General features: G+C 71.9%; 23 protein-coding genes and 1 riboswitch. Of the genes, 19 read left to right on the top strand and 4 right to left on the bottom strand.

The window, feature by feature from the left end:
- The first annotated feature begins 182 nt into the window (after positions 1-182).
- The 7 genes from HCN51_RS52915 (at position 183) to HCN51_RS52885 (ending at position 6,258) form a co-directional block, all read left to right on the top strand.
- Complete coding sequence (locus HCN51_RS52915) at positions 183-992, top strand: oxygenase MpaB family protein (protein WP_168021295.1); 810 nt, start codon at positions 183-185, stop codon at positions 990-992.
- A 77-nt stretch (positions 993-1,069) separates the two neighbouring features.
- A riboswitch (FMN riboswitch) is annotated at positions 1,070-1,200 on the top strand.
- Between the two features lie 115 nt (positions 1,201-1,315).
- Positions 1,316-2,845, top strand: a complete 1,530-nt coding sequence (gene ribD, locus HCN51_RS60825; RefSeq protein WP_168021292.1) for a bifunctional diaminohydroxyphosphoribosylaminopyrimidine deaminase/5-amino-6-(5-phosphoribosylamino)uracil reductase RibD — start codon at positions 1,316-1,318, stop codon at positions 2,843-2,845.
- Positions 2,845-3,435 carry a riboflavin synthase gene (locus HCN51_RS52905; protein ID WP_080041088.1) on the top strand — a complete coding sequence of 197 codons (591 nt, stop codon included), beginning with the start codon at positions 2,845-2,847 and terminating at the stop codon, positions 3,433-3,435. The genes ribD and HCN51_RS52905 overlap by 1 nt, the downstream gene beginning before the upstream one ends.
- The gene (locus HCN51_RS52900) at positions 3,432-4,091 is read left to right on the top strand and encodes a nicotinamide mononucleotide transporter family protein (RefSeq protein WP_080041087.1); all 660 of its coding nucleotides are present in this window, start codon (positions 3,432-3,434) and stop codon (positions 4,089-4,091) included. The genes HCN51_RS52905 and HCN51_RS52900 overlap by 4 nt, the downstream gene beginning before the upstream one ends.
- On the top strand, positions 4,088-5,305 hold the full coding sequence (locus HCN51_RS52895) for a bifunctional 3,4-dihydroxy-2-butanone-4-phosphate synthase/GTP cyclohydrolase II (RefSeq protein ID WP_080041086.1): 1,218 nt from the start codon (positions 4,088-4,090) through the stop codon (positions 5,303-5,305). The genes HCN51_RS52900 and HCN51_RS52895 overlap by 4 nt, the downstream gene beginning before the upstream one ends.
- Positions 5,306-5,318: 13 nt before the next feature.
- The gene (ribH, locus tag HCN51_RS52890) at positions 5,319-5,786 is read left to right on the top strand and encodes a 6,7-dimethyl-8-ribityllumazine synthase (protein WP_080041085.1); all 468 of its coding nucleotides are present in this window, start codon (positions 5,319-5,321) and stop codon (positions 5,784-5,786) included.
- 19 nt (positions 5,787-5,805) lie between these two features.
- Positions 5,806-6,258, top strand: a complete 453-nt coding sequence (locus tag HCN51_RS52885; protein WP_346434137.1) for a PH domain-containing protein — start codon at positions 5,806-5,808, stop codon at positions 6,256-6,258.
- Here HCN51_RS52885 and HCN51_RS52880 read toward each other — a convergent pair.
- Positions 6,255-6,503 carry a hypothetical protein gene (locus HCN51_RS52880; protein ID WP_168021290.1) on the bottom strand — a complete coding sequence of 83 codons (249 nt, stop codon included), beginning with the start codon at positions 6,501-6,503 and terminating at the stop codon, positions 6,255-6,257. The genes HCN51_RS52885 and HCN51_RS52880 overlap by 4 nt on opposite strands.
- A 121-nt stretch (positions 6,504-6,624) precedes the next feature.
- Between HCN51_RS52880 and HCN51_RS52875 the strand changes: the two genes are divergently transcribed.
- The 4 genes from HCN51_RS52875 to HCN51_RS52860 are packed head-to-tail and all read left to right on the top strand — an operon-like array spanning position 6,625 to position 10,222.
- A complete protein-coding gene (locus HCN51_RS52875) occupies positions 6,625-7,491 on the top strand; it encodes an AAA family ATPase (protein WP_080041082.1) in 867 nt (288 codons plus the stop codon).
- A 4-nt stretch (positions 7,492-7,495) separates the two neighbouring features.
- Positions 7,496-8,575 carry a vWA domain-containing protein gene (locus HCN51_RS52870; RefSeq protein ID WP_240974167.1) on the top strand — a complete coding sequence of 360 codons (1,080 nt, stop codon included), beginning with the start codon at positions 7,496-7,498 and terminating at the stop codon, positions 8,573-8,575.
- Positions 8,568-9,659, top strand: coding sequence for an XdhC family protein (locus HCN51_RS52865; protein WP_168021247.1), 1,092 nt, complete (start codon positions 8,568-8,570; stop codon positions 9,657-9,659). Before HCN51_RS52870 ends, HCN51_RS52865 begins: the two co-directional genes overlap by 8 nt.
- Positions 9,656-10,222 carry a nucleotidyltransferase family protein gene (locus HCN51_RS52860; protein ID WP_168021245.1) on the top strand — a complete coding sequence of 189 codons (567 nt, stop codon included), beginning with the start codon at positions 9,656-9,658 and terminating at the stop codon, positions 10,220-10,222. The genes HCN51_RS52865 and HCN51_RS52860 overlap by 4 nt, the downstream gene beginning before the upstream one ends.
- On the opposite strand, the gene HCN51_RS52855 is transcribed toward HCN51_RS52860, so the two are convergent.
- Positions 10,211-11,098, bottom strand: coding sequence for an endonuclease/exonuclease/phosphatase family protein (locus tag HCN51_RS52855; protein WP_230466407.1), 888 nt, complete (start codon positions 11,096-11,098; stop codon positions 10,211-10,213). The two genes, HCN51_RS52860 and HCN51_RS52855, sit on opposite strands and share 12 nt — an antisense overlap.
- A gap of 93 nt (positions 11,099-11,191) precedes the next feature.
- On the opposite strand from HCN51_RS52855, the gene HCN51_RS52850 reads away from it, so the two are divergent.
- Positions 11,192-12,232: an LLM class F420-dependent oxidoreductase gene (locus HCN51_RS52850; RefSeq protein ID WP_168021243.1), complete on the top strand. Its 1,041-nt coding sequence runs from the start codon at positions 11,192-11,194 to the stop codon at positions 12,230-12,232.
- Between the two features lie 216 nt (positions 12,233-12,448).
- Positions 12,449-13,729 carry a cation:dicarboxylate symporter family transporter gene (locus HCN51_RS52845; protein ID WP_168021241.1) on the top strand — a complete coding sequence of 427 codons (1,281 nt, stop codon included), beginning with the start codon at positions 12,449-12,451 and terminating at the stop codon, positions 13,727-13,729.
- A gap of 45 nt (positions 13,730-13,774) precedes the next feature.
- Here HCN51_RS52845 and HCN51_RS52840 read toward each other — a convergent pair whose 3' ends face one another.
- Both HCN51_RS52840 and HCN51_RS52835 read right to left on the bottom strand, forming a co-directional pair.
- Complete coding sequence (locus tag HCN51_RS52840; protein ID WP_080041076.1) at positions 13,775-13,984, bottom strand: helix-turn-helix domain-containing protein; 210 nt, start codon at positions 13,982-13,984, stop codon at positions 13,775-13,777.
- Entirely contained in the window at positions 13,984-14,589 is a 606-nt protein-coding gene (locus tag HCN51_RS52835; protein ID WP_168021239.1) for a DUF2975 domain-containing protein, read from the bottom strand. The genes HCN51_RS52840 and HCN51_RS52835 overlap by 1 nt, the downstream gene beginning before the upstream one ends.
- Positions 14,590-14,744: 155 nt before the next feature.
- On the opposite strand from HCN51_RS52835, the gene HCN51_RS52830 reads away from it, so the two are divergent.
- The 6 genes from HCN51_RS52830 to HCN51_RS52805 all read left to right on the top strand — a co-directional run bounded on the left by HCN51_RS52830 (position 14,745) and on the right by HCN51_RS52805 (position 20,973).
- Positions 14,745-16,343 carry a serine/threonine-protein kinase gene (locus tag HCN51_RS52830; RefSeq protein ID WP_168021237.1) on the top strand — a complete coding sequence of 533 codons (1,599 nt, stop codon included), beginning with the start codon at positions 14,745-14,747 and terminating at the stop codon, positions 16,341-16,343.
- 162 nt (positions 16,344-16,505) lie between these two features.
- The gene (locus HCN51_RS52825) at positions 16,506-17,543 is read left to right on the top strand and encodes a M24 family metallopeptidase (protein ID WP_168021228.1); all 1,038 of its coding nucleotides are present in this window, start codon (positions 16,506-16,508) and stop codon (positions 17,541-17,543) included.
- 26 nt (positions 17,544-17,569) lie between these two features.
- Entirely contained in the window at positions 17,570-18,130 is a 561-nt protein-coding gene (gene efp / locus HCN51_RS52820; protein WP_168021226.1) for an elongation factor P, read from the top strand.
- A gap of 1 nt (position 18,131) precedes the next feature.
- Complete coding sequence (gene nusB, locus HCN51_RS52815; protein ID WP_080041071.1) at positions 18,132-18,542, top strand: transcription antitermination factor NusB; 411 nt, start codon at positions 18,132-18,134, stop codon at positions 18,540-18,542.
- Positions 18,543-18,989: 447 nt separating this feature from the next.
- Positions 18,990-19,673, top strand: a complete 684-nt coding sequence (locus HCN51_RS52810; protein WP_168021316.1) for a methyltransferase domain-containing protein — start codon at positions 18,990-18,992, stop codon at positions 19,671-19,673.
- Between the two features lie 58 nt (positions 19,674-19,731).
- The gene (locus tag HCN51_RS52805) at positions 19,732-20,973 is read left to right on the top strand and encodes a DNA polymerase IV (RefSeq protein ID WP_080041070.1); all 1,242 of its coding nucleotides are present in this window, start codon (positions 19,732-19,734) and stop codon (positions 20,971-20,973) included.
- Positions 20,974-21,173: the final 200 nt, after the last annotated feature.

The following is a 21,173-nucleotide window of genomic DNA, read 5'->3' as shown; positions in this document are numbered from 1 at the left end:
GCCGCGTCGGTTGCCCAGCGCCCGCCCGCGTGGGCTTCGGGCGATGGGTGCCGAGCGGCCGAGGTTGTGTTGACGACCGGGCTGTGCCGGCCGCTGGGTGGGGCCGGGTGTGTTGGTCGCCAGAGGGCGGATTGGGGTGGTTGGTGACATGAAGCGGTCATCGCCTGGGTAAATCATCACTTATGAGCGACCATGGGATCTTCGGGCCCCGCTCGGTGACGTGGCGGGTCATGGGTGAGCCGATCCTGCTGGTGGGCGGGTTCCGTGCGCTGCTGATGCAGGGGTTGCATCCGAGGGCCATGCGGGGCGTGCTGCAGAACTCCGCGCTGATGGATCCGCAGGAGGCCTGGTCCCGGTTCGTACGGACCACCGAGTTCGTCCGGGTGCGGACCTACGGGACCCGCGCCGAGGTCGAGCGGGCCGGTCGGCGGGTGCGTAAGATCCACGCCAGGCTGACCGCCACCGATCCCGACACGGGGGTCACCTTCCGGCTCGACGAGCCCGAGGCGTTGCGCTGGGTGCACGTGGGCGAGGTGGACTCGTACCTGTCGGTCGCCCGGCGCGCCGGGGTCGGGTTGTCCGACGCGGAGGCGGACGCGTTCGTGGACGAGTGGCGGCGGGCCGCCGAGGTGGTGGGGCTGGCGGCGGACAGCGTGCCGGGGTCGGTCGCGGAGTTGCGTGACTACATCGAGGCCGCACGTCCCGGGCTGCGTTTCGTGCCCGAGGCCGCCCATCCGCTGCGCCTGTCGCTGAACGCCCCGCTCCCGCGCCTGCTCACCCCGCTCAAGCCGGTGATGCCCGCGCTGACGTTGCTGGCGTTCGCGACGCTGCCGCGCTGGGCGAGGCGCCTGTACGGGCTGCCGGCCACGCCGGTCGGCGACCTGTGGGCGACCGCCACGCTGCGTACCCTGCACACCGGGCTCGGCCTGGTGCCCGGGCAGGTGCGCTACAGCCCGGCGGCGCGGCGGGCGCACCGGCTCATGGCGGCCTGAAGCTAGCGCTTGGTTGTTTTTGCGGGGGCGGTCGCGTGCCCGGGTATCGGCATGGCAAACTGGTAGGAGAAGAGAGCTAGCGTGCTCCGGGGTCGGTGAAATTCCGAACCGGCGGTGACAGTCCGCGACCCGGCCGATGCCATCGGCCGGTTGACCCGGTGAAATTCCGGGACCGACGGTTAAAGTCCGGATGGGAGGAAGCGCGCGAGGTGTCCGGCGTCCCAGCCGGGCGCCTGCCGTGGTGCGGCAGTCGCCGCACCCTGGCACAAGATCCCCCGGGGCCCGCCGTGGCTTGGAGCTACTGGCGAGTAGGAGACCCGGGGTTGCAGACACCCGCGCAAGACGCCGCCCATATGGCGCGCGCCGTCGAGCTGGCCGCGCACGGGCACGGCACCACCAGCCCCAACCCCGTCGTGGGCTGCGTCGTGCTCGACGCCGCCGGCCAGGTCGCCGGCGAAGGCTTCCACGCGTACGCCGGCGGGCCGCACGCCGAGGTCGTCGCCCTGGCGCAGGCGGGGGAGCGGGCCCGGGGCGGCACCGCGTACGTGACGCTGGAGCCCTGCGACCACACCGGCCGCACGGGGCCGTGCAGCCGCGCGCTGCTGGCGGCGGGGGTGGCGCGGGTCGTGATCGCCGTGCCCGACCCCAACCCGAAGGCGGCCGGCGGGGCGGCGCGGCTGCGCGAGCACGGCGTGGCCGTCACAGTCGGGGTCCTCGCCGAGGCGGCCGAGCGGGTCAACGAGGAGTGGCTGACGTACGCGCGGCTCGGGCGGTCGCACGTGACGTGGAAGTTCGCCGCCACGCTCGACGGGCGGTCGGCGGCCGAGGACGGCACCAGCAAGTGGATCACCTCGCCGGAGGCGCGGGCCGACGTGCACCGGCTCCGGGCCGCCGCCGACGCGATCATCGCCGGCATCGGCACCGTCCTCGCCGACGACCCCCACCTGACCGCCCGCCCACCCACCGCCACCCCCGTCCCGGGGCCCGTCGCCGCCGCAGCGCCCGCCCCCGCGCACTCGGACGCTGCGACCGGCCCGCAGGGGGGCGCGAGCGCCGGTTCCGGGGCGGCGGTCGGCACGAGCGGAGGCGACTCCGCTGCGTGGCCCGGCGATGCGTCGCATGGCAGGGCCGGCTCGGCTCCTGCAGCGGACCCGAACGGCGCCGCTTCGGGGGCGGTGGTGAGTCTGAGTGGCGTCGGCTCGGCTGCGCGGCCCGGCGATGCGCTGGGCGGCGCGAGCAGGGTGCCGGTGGGCGTGAGCGCGCTGGCGGGACCCGGCGACGCCGCAGGGGGCGGGGCGGACGCGGCCCACCTGGAGCATGGCGGCGCCGGCGGCGGCTCCAGCGCCGTGGGGCCGGCGGGGTCCGCAGGGTCCGGGAGGGGCGCGGGCCGGGGTGAGGGGGCCGGGAGACGGGGGCCGGTGCGGGTCGTGGTCGATGCCGAGGGACGGACGCCCCCGTTCGCTCGCGTGCTCGACGACCAGGCCCCCACCCTCATCGCCGTCGCCGAGGACGCCGACCCCCGCCTCGACGCCGATCTCCTGCGGCTGCCCCGTCGCGACGGCGGCCTCGATCTTGAGGTGTTGTTGCGGGAGCTGGCCGCGCGGGACGTCGTGAGCGTGTTCCTGGAGGGCGGCCCCACGCTGGCCGGGGCGTTCGTGCGGCACGGGCTGGTGGATCGGGTGGTGGCGTATCTGGCGCCGGCGTTGCTGGGGTCGGGGCGGGCGGCGCTGGGGGCGGCCGGGGTGGGGACGATCGCGGACCTGCATCGCCTGAGATTTGACGAAGTTTCCCCTATCGGGCCGGATGTGCGGCTTGTTGCCCGGCCCGTCAACCAATCAGGCAGGGAGAAGTGATGTTCACCGGAATCATTGAGGAAAAGGGCGAAGTGGTGGCCATCGACCAGGCGGGCGGCGGCGCGCTGCTGTCGGTGCGCGGCCCGGTCGTCACCTCCGACGCCAAGCACGGCGACTCGATCGCCGTCAACGGCGTCTGCCTCACGGTCGTCGAGGTCAAGGACGACGTGTTCACCGTCGACGTGATCAAGGAGTCGCTCGACCGCAGCTCCCTGGGCGGCCTCGCCGAGGGCTCGGCGGTGAACCTGGAGCGCGCCGTCCGCGCCGACCAGCGCCTCGGCGGCCACATCGTGCAGGGCCACGTGGACGGCACCGCCGTCCTGCTCTCCCGCGACCCGGGCGAGAGCTGGGACGACCTGCGCTTCTCCCTGCCGGAGCCGATCGCCCCGTACGTCGCGGAGAAGGGCTCGATCGCCATCGACGGAATCAGCCTGACGGTGACGACGGTTGACGACGACAGCTTCGGCGTGAGCCTCATCCCGACCACGCTGAAGCTCACCACGATGGGTGAGCGGCGGGTGGGTGACGTGGTCAACATCGAGGTGGACGTGATCGCCAAATATGTGGAGAGGCTGGTGGTCAGGCGATGAGCTGGCTCAACGCCGGATTTGAGATCTTCGGCACGCACGTGCTCTGGACCGACCTGGTGGGCAACATCGCCGCCCTGGCCACGGTCCTGCTCGCCATGCGCAAGTCGATGTGGACATGGCCGGTGCAGTTCGCCGGGGCGGTGCTGCTGTTCGCCGCCTCGATCAACGCCCACGTCACGGGCAACGCGCTGAAGCAGGCGCTGTTCGCGGGCCTGGCCGTCTACGGCTGGTGGGCGTGGCGGCGCGGCACGCAGGACGGCGGGCGGCTCGCGGTGCGGCCGGCCATGTGGTGGGAGCGCTCGCTGCTGATCGGCATCATGCTGGTGGGTACTGCGGTGGTGGGGCTGCTGTTCTTCGTCACGGGGCTGTCGTGGGGCGCGCAGGTGCCGCTGCCGAAGGGCGCGTTCCTGGTGGCGGCCGACGCCTACATCTTCGTCGGCAGCGCGATGGCCACCTGGGCGCAGGGCCGGGCGCTGGTGGACTTCTGGATCGTGTGGGTGGCGGTGGACCTGGTGGGTGTGCCGCTGGCGTTCAGCTCGGGGCTGGTGGTCTCCGGAGCGGTGTACGGCGTGTTCTTCGTGCTGGTCCTGGTCGGGTTCGTGAAGTGGTTGCGCGAATACCGTACGGGGCCCCTGAGCGTGGCGGTGGCGCAATGAACGAGATCAAGCTCGACCCGATCGAGCGGGCCATCGACGACATCCGCCACGGCAAGCCGGTGGTGGTCGTCGACGACGAGAACCGGGAGAACGAGGGCGACCTCATCTTCGCCGCGTCGAAGGCCACGCCGGAGTTGTGCACGTTCACGATCAGGCACACGAGCGGCATGATCTGCGTGGCCATGGAGGGCAAGGAGCTCGACCGGCTCGGCCTGCCCCTGATGGTCTTCCACAACAAGGAACGCATGCGCACGGCGTACACGATCACCGTGGACGCCCGCGACGGCGTCAGCACGGGCATCTCGGCGGCCGACCGGGCGAAGACGATCCGCACGCTGGCCGACTCGGCCACCGAGCCGAACGAGCTGGTCCGCCCCGGGCACGTCTTCCCGCTGCGCTACCACGAGGGCGGCGTGCTGGCCCGGCGCGGCCACACGGAGGCGGCCGTCGATCTGGCCAGGCTGGCCGGCCTGTCGGCGGCGGGCGCCCTGGCCGAGGTGGTCAACGACGACGGCACCATGGCCAGGCTGCCGGAGCTGCGCCGCTTCGCCGACGAGCACGACCTGGCGCTGGTCTCGATCGAGCAGCTCGTCGACTACCGGCGGCGGGCCGAGAGCATGGTCACCAGGGTCGCCGAGACGCGGCTGCCGAACGTGTACGGCATGTGGCGGGCGTTCGGCTACGCCAGCGCGCTCGACGGCGGCGAGCACGTGGCGCTCGTCTACGGCGACCTCGACGGCGGCGAGAACGTCCTGGTCAGGGCGCATTCCGAGTGCCTGACCGGCGACGTGTTCGGCTCGCTGCGCTGCGACTGCGGGGTGCAGCTCGACAACGCCATGTCGGCCATCGCGCAGGAGGGCCGCGGCGTGATCGTGTACCTGCGCGGGCACGAGGGCAGGGGGATCGGCCTGCTGGCCAAGCTCAAGGCGTACAGCCTCCAGGACGACGGCCACGACACCGTAGACGCGAACCTGGAGCTGGGGCTGCCGGTGGACGCGCGGGAGTTCTCGAACGCGGGGCAGATCCTGGCCGACCTGGGGGTCAAGTCCATCAGGCTGCTGACGAACAATCCGGCCAAGCTCAAGGGCATGGACGGCTACGGCATCAAGGTGCTCGGCCGCGAGCCGATGCCCGTGGCGATGAACCCGTACAACGAGCGTTACCTGACGGCCAAGCGCGAGCGCCTCGGCCACGACATCTCGGAAGCATCATGAACGGGGAGAGCGAATGAGCGGGGAGGGACGGCCGGGGGTCGCGGTGCCCGACGCCTCAGGGCTGACGGTGGGGGTGGTCGCGGCGAGCTGGCACGCCAAGATCACCGACCAGCTCGTCTCACGGGCCGTGCAGGCGTGCGACGACAGCGGCGCCAGCGCGACCGTGGTGCGGGTGCCGGGCTCGCTGGAGATCCCGGTGGTCGCCCAGGCGCTGGCCCGCCGCTGCGACGCGGTGGTGGCGCTGGGCGCGGTCATCCGCGGCGAGACGGCCCACTTCGACTACGTGTGCGACTCCGTGACGTCGGGCCTGACCAGGATCTCGCTGGACGAGGAGACGCCCGTCGGCAACGGCGTGCTCACCTGCGAGAACATGGACCAGGCGCTCGACCGGTCGGGCCTGCCGGGCAGCAAGGAGGACAAGGGGTACGAGTCGGTCGTGGCCGCGCTCGAGACCGCCCTCCTCCTGCGGACCCTGCGCTGATCTACGGTAGGTTTCCCTCGTGCCAGAGCCCGTGTCCCCGCCGCCCCTGCCCGTCACCTGGCGTCCGCGCCGTGGCCGTGTCGTCGCCTACGGCTTCGCGGTCGTGATCGTGGTGGGGGCGGTGGTGATGGCGGTCCTGATCGCCCCGCCGTTCAAGCTGCCCGACCGGGTGGCGATCGTGGCGTTCGCGTGCGCGGTGGCGTGGGTGCTGCACCTGCTGGGCCGGGTACGCGTGGAGGCGGACGACGAGGGGCTCACCATCGTCAACGCCGTCCGCACCCACCGGGTGACGTGGCCGGAGGTGCTGGACGTGCAGATGGTGGTGGGCGACCCGTGGCCGCGGCTCGACCTGTCCGACGGGCGTACGGTCGGGGCCATGGGGATCCAGGGGTCGGAGAAGGAGCGCGCCCGCCGCGCCACGGCGGAGCTGCGCGCCCTGATCAAGGCGCGCGGCGAGGCCCCCAACCACTAGCCGGGCTCGGCGAACAACTCCTCGACCGTGTCGACGGTCAGGATGCGGATCAGCCACTGCCGCAGCAGCTCAAGGTCTTCGCAGGTGGCGATGGCGTCGCGCTTCTCCTGGCTGATCCACAGGAAGCGGGTCTGCAGGGCGACGTCGATCGCCCTGCGGGCGGCGGTGATCTTGCGGAGCTCTCGGGTTGCCGGGGATACGTGGTGGTCGTCCCACGACTCCGGCATGCCTGGGGGTACGGGCACGCCCTGTCGTCCTTTCGTGCGGTGAGCAAGAGTTTACAGGCCGTTACGGAGTGCCGGGCGAATATCGCCGAGGCGGGTGGGGACGTAGCCTGAAGGGGTGCTGCGGCGGACAATCACGGCAATGGACATCCAGTCGCCGGACAAGCTCATCGAGCTGCTCGACCGGCACGCCTACCTCGCCGACGAGGGGCTGGCCACGGCCGCCTTCCTCGCGCTGCGGATGGGGCGGCCGCTGTTCCTCGAAGGGGAGGCGGGGGTCGGCAAGACGGAGCTGGCCAAGACGCTCGCCGCGCTGCTGAAGGCGCCGCTGATCAGGCTCCAGTGCTACGAGGGCCTTGACGCCGCCCAGGCGCTGTACGACTGGGACTTCGCCCGCCAGCTCCTGCACCTCAAGGCCGCCGAGGCCGCCGGGATCACGGACGTGGGCCGGTTGGAGGGGGAGATCTACGACCGCAGGTTCCTCATCGCCAGGCCCCTGCTGAAGGCGATCGAGACGCAGCCGAGCGTGCTGCTGGTGGACGAGATCGACCGGGCCGACGACGAGTTCGAGGCGTTCCTGCTGGAGGTGCTGTCCGACTTCACGATCTCGATCCCCGAGCTGGGCACGGTCAAGGCCAGGACGCCGCCGGTGGTCGTGGTGACCTCGAACCGGACGCGCGAGGTGCACGACGCGCTCAAGCGGCGCTGCCTCTACCACTGGCTGGAGCACCCGAGCTTCGACCGGGAGGTGGCGATCCTGCTGCGCCGGCTGCCCGGCTGCACCGAGACGCTGGCCGTGCAGGTGGCGCGGGCGGCCGAGCGGCTGCGGCAGGCGGACCTGGTCAAGCCGCCGGGCGTGGCCGAGACGCTGGACTGGACGGAGGCGCTGCTGACGCTGGGCGCGAAGGAGCTGGACCCGGGCCTGGCCGCCGCCACGCTGGGCGCGGCGCTGAAGTACCGGGAGGACGTCGCGGCGGCGCTCGGCAACGGGCTGCTCACGCATGGATGAGCCCATGGATGAGCTCGCCGCCACGATGACGGGGTTCGCCAGGACGCTGCGCGCGGCGGGCGTCGCGGCCGATCACGAGCGTACGCAGAGCCTGCTCAAGGCGCTCGGCCACCTCGACGTGACCGATCGGGGCGAGGTGTACTGGGCGGGGCGGCTGACGTTGTGCGCCGGCCCCGACGACCTGCCCCGCTACGACCGGTGCTTCGCCGCGTACTTCGGCGGCAGGAAGGCGGCGCTGCGGCGCACGGCCACGACGAGCGTCACCCGCCACCTGGCCGAGCGGCAGGACGACGGCGAGAGCGGCGGTGACGACGACGGCACGACGGCCCCGGCCACCGCCAGCCGGATCGAGGTGCTGCGGCACCGCGACGTCGCCCGGCTCACCGACGCCGAGCGGGCCGAGGTGCACCGCATGATGGCGCTGCTGAAGGGCGGCCGGGCGCGGCGGCGCTCGCGGCGCTTCGAGAGCGCCCACCGGGGCGCCCTCGACCAGCGCCGCACGATCCGCGACGCGCTCAGGAAGGGCGAGGTGGCCCGGCTGCGCCACCGCCGGCACACCACCAGGCCGCGCACGGTGGTGCTGTTCGTGGACGTGAGCGGCTCGATGGCCCCGTACGCCGAGACCCTGCTGCGCTTCGCCCACGCGCTGGTCAGGAGCGAGCCGAGGGCCACCAGGGTCTACTCGGTCGGCACCCGCCTCACCCCGATCACCGCGGAGCTGCGCCACCGCGACCCGGGCACCGCGCTGAACGAGGTGTCGAAGGTCGTGCCCGACTGGAGCGGCGGCACCCGGCTGGGGGAGGAACTCAAGGAGTATCTCGCCCGTTTCAGCGCCAGGGGCGCGATCGTGGTGATCGCCTCCGACGGGTGGGAGCGCGGCGATCCGGAGCTGCTGGGCACGCAGATGGCCAGGCTGGCCAGGCAGGCGTACCAGGTGATCTGGGTCAACCCGCACAAGGGGTACGAGGACTACCAGCCGCTGACCGGCGGCATGCGGGCCGCCCTGCCGTACCTTGACGACCTGGTGGCCGGGCACAGCTTGGCCGCCTTCGAGCAACTCAGCGAAAGGCTCGCCCATGCGTGACGTGCTGCCGGAGATCATGAAGTGGTGGCGCTCGGGGCTCAGGTTCGGGCTGGCGACGGTGGTCGGCACGTGGAGCAGCGCGCCCAGGCCGCCGGGCGCGGCGATGGCGGTGCGCGGTGACGAGGTGGTCGGCAGCGTGTCGGGCGGCTGCGTCGAGGGCGCGGTGTTCGAGCTGGCCTCCGAGATCGAGACGCCCGTCCTGCAGCGGTACGGCGTGAGCGACGACGACGCGTTCGCCGTCGGGCTCACCTGTGGCGGCATCATCGACATCCTGGTGGAGCCGGTCTCGATCGAGACGTTCCCCGAGCTGGGCGAGATCGCGGCGTCGGTGGACGCGCACGAGCCGGTCGCCGTGGCCACGATCGTCTCCGGCCCCGGCCAGGTCGGGGCGCGCCGCGTCATCTGGCCGGACCGCGCCAAGGGCTCGCTCGGGCTCGAACGCCTCGACGACGCCGTGGACGACGACGCCCGCGGCATGCTCGCCCAGGGGCTGACGGGCCTGCGGCACTACGGCGGGCAGGGGGAGCGGCGGCTGGACGATTTGTCGGTGTTCGTGCATTCGTTCGCGCCGCCGCCGCGGATGCTGGTGTTCGGGGCGATCGACTTCGCCGCGGCGGTGGCCAGGGTGGGCAAGTTCCTCGGCTACCACGTCACGGTGTGCGACGCGCGGCCCGTCTTCGCCACCGCCAAGCGGTTCCCCGACGCCGACGAGGTGGTGGTCAAGTGGCCGCACGACTACCTGTCGTCGGTGCAGGTGGACGAGCGTACGGTGATCTGTGTGCTGACCCATGATCCGAAGTTCGACGTGCCGCTGCTGGAGGTGGCGTTGCGCACCGGCGCCGGGTACGTCGGCGCGATGGGCTCGCGCCGCACCCACGACGACCGCCTCGCCCGGCTGCGCGAAGCCGGGCTCACCGAGGACGAGCTGGCCAGGCTGCGCTCGCCGATCGGCCTCGACCTGGGCGCGCGCACGCCGGAGGAGACGGCCGTCTCGATCGCCGCCGAGCTGATCCAGCTGCGCTGGGGCGGCTCGGGCCGCCCGCTGTCCACCACGGACGGCCGCATCCACCACGAGCTGCCATGAGGACGTCGAGGACGGCCGGGCTGCTGCTGGCCGCAGGCGAGGGCAGCCGGCTGGGGCGGCCCAAGGCGCTGGTCGAGTACGCGGGCGAGCGGCTGGTGGACCGGGGCGTGCGGCTGCTGGAGGAGGGCGGCTGCCACCCGGTCGTGGTGGTGCTCGGCGCGGCGACGGTGCAGGTGCGCGGGGCGGTGACGGTGCGCAACGCCGGCTGGGCCTCGGGGATGGGGTCGTCGTTGCGGGTCGGCCTGGCCGCGCTGCCGGAGGAGGCCGAGTCGGTGGTGGTCGCGCTGATCGACCAGCCGCTGATCGGGCCGGGCGCGGTGCGCGCGCTGATCGGCTCGGGCGCGAAGGGGCTGGCGGTCGCGACCTACGGCGGCCGGCGCCGGAACCCCGTGCTGATCACCCGGCCGCACTTCGCCGGGGTGGCGGAGCTGGCCGCGGGCGACGTGGGGGCGCGGGCGTACATGAAGGCGCATCCGGAGCTGGTCACGGAGGTGCCGTGCGACGAGTACGGCGACCCGGCGGATATCGACACGCCGGAGGACCTGGCCCGCCTACAGGCGTAGGGAGGCGATCGCGGCCCGGTGGTCGCTGCCGGTCGCCGGGGCCACGCCGGCCTTGGTGGCCGTCATGCCCTTGAACAGGATGTGGTCGGGCCGGGTGACCGGGAACTCCGACGGCCAGGTGAAGCCGAACCCGTCGCCCGCCGCCACCTGCGCGTCGGTGAGCGGCGGAGTCAGGCCGCGCATGCCGCGGTCGGTGGTGGCGGTGTTGAGGTCGCCGAGCAGCAGGATGCGCTTGCTGGGGTCGGCGTCGATGAGCTTGCGCGCGGCGGCCAGCGAGGCGTCGCGCGAGGTGGTGTGGCCGGGCCTGGCCGAGGCCAGGTGCATGACGTAGACGGTCACCTTGCCCTTGGGGGTGGTGATGACCGCGCGCAGGGCGCGCGGCCAGCCGAGGCCGACGTCGAGCGGCCTGGTCTCGCTGATCGGGTAGCGGCTCCACAGGCCGACGGTGCTGACCGGGTAGTGGTACTTGAACATCTTGTTGAGCTGCTTGGCCGCGGGCCCGCCCCTGGTCAGCTCCTGCGCCGCCAGCACGTCGAGGTCTTTGGCGATCGCGCGCACGGCCTCGCCCGAGGCGCTGTTGCGCACGCCGACGTTCACGGTGCCGACGGCCAGGTCGCTGGGCCCGCCGGGCGGCGAGCGGAAGAGCGTGGAGCCGAACATGAGCGCCCACACCAGCCCGGGCACCAGCGCGGCGGCAGCGGCGGCGGTGGAACGTGCCACGGCGGCGCCGGCGAGCAGCACCGGGACGGCCAGCCCGATCCAGGGCAGCAGGCTCTCCAGGACGGGGGTGAACCCGCCGAGAGCGGGGATCAGCCCATGCCCCGCCAGGGCCGCGGCCACCACCACGGAGACGACGATGACGACCCGACTCAGCACCCGAACCAGGCTAGCGGCTCCCTGCCCGCGACACCGACGCGATAGCATGTCCGAGTCGCAACAGAACAACATTCGGTCCAGCGGGAGCCCGGCATGCGCATCGGAATGGCACTCAAGTACTCGGGTGGTTTCAAGGAGTCCGTGGCCGAGCTGGCCGACTACGAGAAGGCCGGGCTCGACATCGTGTTCGTGGCCGAGGCCTACAGCTTCGACGCCGTCAGCCAGATGGGGTACATCGCGGCCAAGACCGAGCGGGTGCAGATCGCCTCGGGCATCCTGCCGATCTACTCGCGCACGCCGACGCTGCTGGCGATGACGGCCGCCGGTCTCGACTACGTCTCCGACGGGCGGTTCACGCTCGGCATCGGCGCGTCGGGGCCGCAGGTGATCGAGGGCTTCCACGGGGTGCCGTACACCGCGCCGCTCGCGCGTACCAGGGAGGTCATCGAGATCTGCCGCCAGGTCTGGCGGCGCGAGCGCGTCCAGTACGAGGGCCGCCACTACACGGTGCCGCTGCCCGCCGGCCAGGGCACCGGCCTGGGCAAGCCCCTGAAGATCATCAACCACCCGGTACGCCCGCGCATCCCCATCGTGGTGGCCGCCATCGGCCCCAAGAACGTCGAGCTGACCGCCGAGCTGGCCGAGGGCTGGGAGCCGATCTTCTACGTGCCGGAGAAGGCCGCCGACGTCTGGGGCCCCGCGCTGGCCGCCGGCAAGGCCAGGCGTGACCCCGAGCTGGGCGAGCTCGACGTGATCGCTCAGGCCAGCCTGGCGATCGGCGACGACGTGGCCGGGCTGCTGGAGTTCGGGCGGCCGATGGCGGCCCTCTACATCGGCGGCATGGGCGCCCGTGGCAAGAACTTCTACAACGACCTGGCCCGGCGCTACGGCTACGAGAAGGAGGCCGAGCTGATCCAGGACCTCTACCTGGCGGGCAAGAAGGACGAGGCGGCCGCGCAGGTGCCGGCTGAGCTGCTGGAGAAGATGTCGCTGATCGGCAGCGAGGGCTACGTGCGCGACCGGGTGCAGGCGATGAAGGAGTCGGGCGTGACGACCCTGAACGTGACGCCGATCGCCGGGACGCACGAGGAGCGGCTCCGGCTGATCGAGAAGATCAAGGAGTTTGCCGCGTAGTGAGGTAGATCACCCGGTTTGCGGGGAATGTGGGGCTTTTCACCGCTGTTGTGGTCCTCCGTGAGGTTTTCCCTGGTGTTCGTGTGGCTCGTCGAGCGGCTGCACATCGATCTGTGCCGGCTGCACGGCTCGCTCTGTAGCTGACGGCTCTTTCCGTCCACCCCTCACCAGGCATGCCCGCTCCGGCATGCCCTTCTCGCGAAGGCTTCCTCATCCGTGAAGAGATTCTCCTTTTCCCTGCAACTTCTGCTGGGCCTCGTCGTCGGCATCGCCCTGGGCTTCGCCGCCAAGGTCTGGGACGTCGCCTGGCTCGCTGAGACGCTCAAGCAGGTCGGCTCGCTCTTCGTCCAGCTCCTGAAGCTGGCCGTGCCGCCGCTGGTCTTCACCGCCGTGCTGGTCAGCGTCGCCAACCTGCGCAACGTCAACGGCGCCGCCCGGCTCGCCTCCAAGACGCTGATGTGGTTCCTGATCACGGCGTTCGTGTCGGTGTCGCTGGCCATCGGGCTCGGCCTGCTCATCAACCCCGGCCAGGGCGTCACCCTCGACACCGCCGCCGCCAAGGCCACCGACACGCAGGGCACCTGGCTCGACTTCGTCACCGGCATCCTGCCGACCAACGTCGTGACGGCCTTCACCGAGGTCAACGTCCTCCAGATCGTGTTCCTGGGAGTCGTCCTCGGCGCGGCGGCCATGGCCGTCGGCGAGAAGGCCGAGCCGTTCCTGAACCTCGCCCGCTCCGTGCTGGAGCTGGTGCAGAAGGCCCTGTGGTGGGTCATCCGCCTGGCGCCCATCGGCACCGCGGGGCTCATCGGCAAGGCCGTGTCCACCTACGGGTGGGAGCTGCTGGCGCCGCTGGCCAAGTTCAGCGCCGGCGTCTACATCGGCTGCTTCATCGTGCTGCTGGCCGTGTACCCGACGCTGCTGGCCGTGTGGGGCAAGGTCAGCCCCGTCACGTTCTTCCGCAACGCCTGGCCCGCCATCGAGCTGGCCTTCGTCTCCCGCTCCTCCGTCGGCACGCTGCCGCTGACCCAGCGGGTCACGGTCGAGCGCAACGGCGTGGACCGCGACTACGCCTCGTTCGCGGTGCCGTTCGGCGCCACCACCAAGATGGACGGCTGCGCCTCGGTGTACCCGGCGCTGGCCGCGATCTTCGTGGCCCAGGTGTTCGGGGTGCCGCTCGGCTTCGGCGACTACCTGCTGATCGCGTTCGTCTCGGTGGTCGGCTCCGCCGCCACGGCCGGGCTGACCGGCGCCACCGTCATGCTGACGCTCACGCTCAGCACCCTGGGCCTGCCGCTGGAGGGTGTCGGCCTGCTGCTGGCCATCGACCCGATCCTCGACATGATCCGCACCGCGACCAACGTGACCGGCCAGATGGTGGTGCCGGTGCTCGTGGCGCGCTCCGAGGGCCGCCTGGACACGGCGACCTTCAACGCGCCGCCGCAGCCGCTCGACAGCGCGCCCGTGCGGCGCGTGCCCGAGCCCGCCACGGCCTGACGAGGCGCTGACATGAGGGGGGTGGCTCCGGCCGCCCCCCTTCTTTCATTCGTACGTCAGCAGGTCTCCCGGCTGGCAGCCCAGCGCCTCGCACAGGCGGGCCAGCGTGGAGAAGCGCACGGCCTTGGCATGGCCGTTCTTCAGTATCGACAGGTTGACCACGGTGATCTCCACGCGGTGCGACAACTCGGTGAGCGTCATGCCGCGCTCCTTGAGCAGCTCGTCCAGCCGCACCCTGATGACGGGCTCGGCCATCAGATCGTGGCCTCGACCTCTTCGAGCAGGACCAGGCCCCGGCGGACGATCTCCGACACGCCGAGCGCCACCAGCCCTGCCACGACCCCGCCGACCACCTCGCCCGACGGCGGGTAGAACGGCCGGCTCTCCGTCAGCAGCATGGAGGCGAGCATGACCTGCGCCGCCGAGTCGAGCACCGCCGACACGATCGAGCCGGCGATGAGGATCCAGCCCAGCCTGCGCAGGTGGCCGGCCGTGACCGTGGAGAACAGCGCGCGATCGCCCGACCTGGCCCTGCCCAGCGCGCGCACGACCGTGAACAGCGCCAGCAGGCCCGTCACCGTGCCCGGCGCCCACATCAGCAGGTAGAGCAGGCCGGCCACCGGCGAGGCGCCCTGGGGACGGACCGTCACCTCGGCGCTGACGTCCTCGACGACGGCGCCGCCGGCCGCCATCCCCGTGGAAGGGACGTCGAAGACCTGTAACGGGATGCCGATGCCGCGTGCGTTGCCGACGAAGGCGATCACGAAGTTCCCGATGAGAGCGGCCACGGTGCCGAGGACGCTGAGGGTCAGGGCGACGCTCAGCACCACCTCGAGCCGGAGGATCCAGCGAGTAGACATAACGATAATCGTAAATATCGAAAGTCGTTATGTCGAGGGTGGTGCGGTGCGAAGGTGCGACGGGTGGGGGTGTGAGGGCCCTATGGTGGGTCGGAAATCCTGATTTTCGAGTATTTGGCGGGGATATGTCCGACGGGACGGAGCGTGCGCCGTCATTGGTCGCTGACCGGTACCGGCTTGACGAGCGCATCGGCAGCGGGCCGATGGGCGAGGTGTGGCGCGGGTACGACACGCGGGCCGACTGGGTCGTGGCCGTGAAGGTGCTCGGCGCGCGGGCGGCCGGGGCCGCCACCCGGGAGGTGCTCAGGCAGCACGCCCAGGCCGTCGCCAGGGTGATCCACCCGAACGTGGCCATGGTCCTCGACGTCGGCGAGCACGAAGGGGCGCCCTTCCTCGTCATGGAGTTCCTCACCGGGCTCAGCCTCGGCGAGGAGCTGGCCGCGCGCGGGCCCCTGCGGATCGTCGAGGTGTGCGACCTGATCGGGCAGGCGGCGGCCGGCCTGGACGCCGCCCACCGGGCCGGGGTGGTGCACGGACGCGTCGGGCCGGACAGCTTCCGCCAGGCCAGTAGTGGCGTGCTCAAGGTCGTCGGGTTCGCGATGGACGAGCGCGAGCCCGCGCCCGCCGGGAGCCGGTACGTGGCGCCCGAACGGGCGGCCGGCGAGCCGGCGCGGGCGCCTGGGGACGTGTACGCGCTCGGGTGCGTGTGTTACGAGCTGCTGTGCGGCCGGCCACCCTTCGAGAACGGCGACGCCACCGCCCAAGGGCAGGAGGGCCCCGGGCGGGAGCAGGAGGGCGCCGGGCGGGAGCAGGAGGGCGCCGGGCGGGGGACGCCTGTTCCGCCCAGTGCGATCAGGCCGGAGGTACCGGCCGAGCTGGACCGGCTGGTGCTGGCCATGCTCGCCGAGGACCCGGCGCGGCGGCCCGGCAGCGGCGAGGCCATCCGCCGGGCGCTGGCCGCCATCGCCCGGCCCAAGCCGGGCCAGGCCGCGGCGCCGGTGACCGGCGTCAACCTGCGCGACCCCGGCCTCACCCCGGGCGGCGAGGGCGCGCGCCCCGGGGCCGGCGCGGGCGGGGACTCCGCGGGCGGCGCGACGGAGGTCTTCCAGGCCGGCGCCTTCGCCGGGCCGGGCGGCCCGCCCAGGGCCGGGGACACGGCGGTCTTCCAGGCCGGTGACCTGGAGCCGGAGCGGCCCTCGCCCCCGAACCGCAAGCTGATCATTCAGCTCGGCATCGCCGTCGTCGCCATCGCGGCCGTGACCGTCGGCATGGTGATGTGGGCGGGCGCGCGCGAGGAGCCGCCGGTCGCGGTGAGCACGCCGACCGCCGAGGCCACCACGCCGACTCCGGAGCCCAGCATCCTGCCGCAGACCTCCACCATCGGCCCGACCCCTGAGACCGAGCCGACCGAGACCGAGGAGGAGCCGGACTTCCTGCGCGAGACCTCGCTCCCCAAGGCCACCCTGGGCGACGCGATCCCGCCCGGCGGGTACGCCAAGTGGCTCCAGGAGTTCGACGAGGCGCTGATGGCGCAGCAGAGCATGGGCGGCATCGACCCCAAGGTCGCGGGCAAGGCCCGGGACAAGCTCCGCAAGGCGGCCAGGAAGTTCGACGAGGGCCAGGTCGGCCCAACCCTCGACCAGATCTCCGGCGTCTACCGCGACCTGGCCAAGGCGCAGGAGAAGGGCGAGATGGACCCGACGGGCCCGGCCGCGGAGTTCCTGCGGGAGTGGCGGCTGCCCGATCTCCCGTGAGCCGACATCAGGTGGCTGCCTGACCTTCCGTGAGCGGACATCAGGTGGCTGCCTGACCTTCCGTGAGCGGACATCAGGTGGCTGCCTGACCTTCCGTGAGCGGACAATCAGCGGCATCCCGGGCGATGGTGACGAGAGCGGCGTGAGCCGTACATTGGGCGGATGACCTTCGACTACGCGGCGCGCCGGGAGCGGCTCGCCGGGCTGCTGCCCGCCCACGAGGTCCACGCCCTGCTGGTCACCTCCCCCGTCAACGTCCGCTACCTCACCGGCCTGGCCAGCTCGAACGCCGCCGTCCTGGTCAGGGCGGACGGCACGGCGCTGCTGGCCACCGACAACCGCTACATCGGGGCGGCCCGCGAGCTGGACGTGCCGTCGGTCGAGGCGGCGGACGTGGCGGGCCGGCTGAAGGAGCCGGGCGCCGGGATCGAGGCCGCGAGCATGAGCGTGGCGGCCTACCACCGGCTGGGGGAGGGGCTCGCGCCGCTGGGGCCGGTGGTGGAGCTGCTGCGGGCGGTCAAGGACGAGGGCGAGCTGGAGCTGATCCGTACCGCCTGCGAGATCACCGACCGGGCCTTCGCCGACGTCGCCCCGAAGATCGCGCCGGGGATGACCGAGCGCGAGCTGGCCGGCCTGCTCGACCGCCGGATGACGGAGCTGGGCGCCGACAAGCCCGCGTTCGACACGATCGTGGCGGCGGGCGAGAACGGCGCGGTGCCGCACCACGCCCCCACCGCGCGGGAGCTGCGCGCGGGGGACCTGGTCACCATGGACTTCGGCGCCCGCTACCAGGGCTACCACGCCGACATGACCAGGACGGTCAGCCTCGGCCCGCCCGCCGCCTGGCAGCGCGAGGTGTACGAGCTGGTCGCCGCCGCGCAGCGGGCGGGCAGGCACGCCCTCGCCCCCGGCGCGAGCGCCGGCGAGGTGGACGCGGCCGCCCGCTCCGTCATCGAGGACGCCGGCCACGGAGCGCACTTCAGGCATGGTCTCGGCCACGGGGTGGGGCTGGAGATCCACGAGGAGCCGTTCCTGGGCCCTTCGCGGACCGGTAGACTAGAGGATCGAGTTCCGATCACCGTCGAGCCTGGGGTCTACCTTCCGGGCCGGGGCGGCGTCCGGATCGAGGACACCCTCGTGACACGTGAGGGCGGGCCGGAACTTTTCACGAAGACGACCAAGGAGCTGCTCGTCCTTTAGAGCGGCCGCACCCGGGAGAAGAACGAGTGGCGACGACCAACGACCTCAAGAACGGCATGGTGCTGAAGCTCGAGGGCGGTGAGCTCTGGAGCGTTGTCGAGTTCCAGCACGTCAAGCCGGGCAAGGGCGGCGCGTTCGTGCGCACCAAGCTCAAGAACGTCCTGTCGGGCAAGGTCGTCGACAAGACCTTCAACGCCGGCGTGAAGGTCGAGGTGGCCAACGTCGACAAGCGCGAGATGCAGTTCTCGTACAAGGACGGCGACGACTTCGTCTTCATGGACACCGAGACCTACGACATGGTCAACGTGCCCAGCGCCACGGTGGGCAGCGCCGCCAACTACATGCTGGAGAACACTCTGGCCACCGTCGCCTTCAACGAGGGCTCCGCACTGTACGTCGACCTGCCCGCCGCCGTCGAGCTGCTGATCGCCGAGACCGAGCCCGGCCTGCAGGGCGACCGCTCCACCGGCGGCACCAAGCCCGCCACGCTGGAGACCGGCGCCGAGATCAAGGTGCCGCTGTTCATCACCACCGGCGAGAAGGTCAAGGTCGACACCCGCAGCGGCGAATACCTCGGCCGGGCCTGAGGTGTCGGCACGGGGCAAAGCACGCAGGCGAGCGCTCGACATCCTGTTCGAGGCCGAGCTGCGCGGCGAGGATCCGCTGAAGATCCTCGCCGAGCGCGTGGAGCGGCAGGAGCCGCCGGTGAACGAGTACACCTCGACCATCGTCGAGGGCGTCGCCCGCCACCACGCGCGCATCGACGAGCTGATCACCACCTACGCCGAGGGCTGGACACTCGACCGGATGCCCGCGGTCGACCGCAACCTGCTGCGCGGCGGCACGTACGAGCTGCTCTGGATGCCGGGCGTGCCCGAGGGCGTGGTCATCAGCGAGTGGGTGCACCTGGCGGGGGAGCTGTCGACCGACGAGTCGCCGCAGTTCGTGAACGGCCTGCTGGCCCGCTTCAAACAACTCAAGCCAAGCCTCACCCTTTAGACACCCTTTCTGTTCTCGGGTTCGGGGGCCGGGGCCGCGCGTTCGGGGTACGTTCTCACCACGCCGGCCCACACCATGGCCCGCGAGGCGAGGGACGTGTAATGTCGCGCGGTCGGGCACCGCACCCGCAGCCCGGGCGGGGGCCTGACCGTGTGGCCGGAGTGAGACCGTACGGGAAAGTGGCGCGTCACCAGCCGCGACGCGCCCTTTTCCATGTCCGGGGGCCGATGCGCGATTCGCCGGGGACGGGTATCGGCGGTGGGGAGCGGGAGCTCCCGCGTACGGCGTAGGCTGGGGCCCGACCACGAAGAGAGCCGTTCGCGACGTGCACCTTCGGGCCGTGCACACTTTCGCGGGGAGAGAGGCGAGCCGACGTTGCGTGCTGAAGGCGTCACCACGAGGACCCCGGCGGTCCGCACCGCCGTCGTCTGGGACGCGTTGCGGACCATGCTGGCCGAGCGCACGGCGGCCACCGGCCGGGAGTCGCTCGACATCGTCGACGCCGGCGGCGGCACCGGGGGTTTCGCCGTGCCGCTGGCCGCGCTTGGCCACGCCGTCACCGTCGTCGACCCGAGCCCCGACTCGCTGGCCGCGCTGGAGCGCCGGGCCAAGGAGCAGGGCGTGAGCGTGCGCGGGCTGCAGGGCGACGCCGCCGACCTGGGCGAGCTGCTCAGCCGCGACGCCGCCGACCTGGTGCTGTGCCACAGCGTCCTGGAGTACGTCGAAGACCCGATCAGCGCGCTGACCGCGGTCGCCGGCCTGCTGCGCAGGGGCGGGGCCGTCAGCGTGCTGGCCGCCAACCCCGTCGGCAGCGCCATCCACCGGGCGCTGTCGGGGCAGTTCGACGAGGCCAGGGCGGTGCTCGACGATCCGAGCGGCACGTGGGGCGACCGCGACCCGACGCCGAGGCGTTTCGCCGCCGACACGCTCGTCGAGCTGCTGACCGCGACCGGGTTCACGGTCGGCGCGATCCACGGCGTGCGCGTCTTCGCCGACCTGGTGCCCAGCAGGCTCGTCGACGGCGAGCCGGGCGCCGCCGAGTCGCTGGTGGCGCTGGAGCAGGCCGCCGCGACCCATCCCGTGCTGCGTGACATCGCCACGCAGCTCCACGTGCTCGGCCACCGCAACTGAGGAAGATCTGTGCTGACCCCCCTCGGTGTAGAACGCCTGTTCGGATAGACTCGAAGGCGTGTCTCGCAAGCAGATCACCGGCATCGGCCCCGCTCCGCGGACCGGGGTCGATGACAGCGGCTGCCCGATCCTCCACGTCGACATGGACGCGTTCTTCGCCAGCGTCGAGCTGCTCGACCGTCCCGAGCTGCGCGGCCGCCCGGTGATCGTGGGCTCGCCCGCCGGGCGCGGCGTCGTGCTCAGCGCCACCTACGAGGCCAGGGCCTTCGGCGTGCACTCGGCGATGCCGATGAGCAGGGCGCGCCGGCTGTGCCCCCAGGCCACGATCATCCCGCCCAGCCACGGCAAATACTCCGAGGTCTCCAAGGGCGTCATGGAGATCTTCCACTCGATCACCCCGCTGGTCGAGCCGATCGCCTCCGACGAGGCGTTCCTCGACGTCGGCGGCGCGCGGCGGCGGCTGGGCCCGCCCGCCACCGTGGCCGCGATGATCAGGGAGCAGGTGCTCGACCGCTACGGCATCACGTGCTCCGTGGGCGTGGCGAGCAGCAAATTCGTGGCAAAACTCGCGTCCAAGCAGTGCAAGCCCGACGGCCTGCTGGTGGTGCCCGCCGACCAGGTCGTCGACTTCCTCCATCCACTGCCCGTCTCGGCCCTGTGGGGGGTCGGTGAGCGCACCGAGCAGTCCCTGGTACGCCTGGGCATCCGCACGGTCGGAGATCTGGCCAGAGTGCCGTCCAGCACGCTGCAGCGGGAGCTGGGGCAGGCCGTGGGGGCCCACCTGGCGGCGCTGGCCTGGGGGCGTGACGAGCGGCCCGTCACCGCCCACGTGCCCGACAAGAGCATCGGCAACGAAGAGACGTTCGCGGCCGACGTCGACGACCCCGATGTGATCAAGCGGGAGCTGCTGCGCCTGTCGGAGCGGGTGGCGGCCCGCATGCGTAAGGCCGGTCACGTGGGAAGAACTGTAAGTGTGAAGCTTCGCCGAGCCGATTTCACCACGATCAACCGCTCGCGCACGCTGCGTGAGCCGACCGACGTGGCCCAGGTGATTTACGCCACCGCCTGCGAGCTGTTCGAGGCGGCCGGCCTCGACCGGGTGCGGCTGCGCCTGGTGGGGGTCCGGATGGAGAATCTCCGGCCGGCCGACGAAGCCACCCGCCAGCTCGCCCTGGGGGAGAAGGAGACCGGGTGGCGCGAGGCGGAGCAGGCCATGGACAAGGCGATCCGGAGATTCGGGCCCGATGCGGTGCTCCCGGCGTCGCTAGTACGTGGCAAGCTTGATGAAATAGAGACATGACGTTCGATGTCCGGACATGCTGGGGGCGCCCGTGTCAGGATTTTGGGGAGAGGGGGGCGAGATGGGCCACAATAGAGCCATGACGTCACCTCCGGTTTGGTCTGCGTTGGACGTTTGCTTTCGCCTACGTCTACAGCCTCGTATTCTGGGGATAACCGACCGCGAGGTTCGGACACCCCGTGTCGTCCGTTGCCGTCTTC

Source organism: Nonomuraea composti (assembly GCF_012034275.1).
Classification (GTDB): Bacteria; Actinomycetota; Actinomycetes; order Streptosporangiales; family Streptosporangiaceae; genus Nonomuraea; species Nonomuraea composti.
Note: the sequence above shows the minus strand (reverse complement) of the source record. Positions and strands in the feature narration are given on the sequence as shown.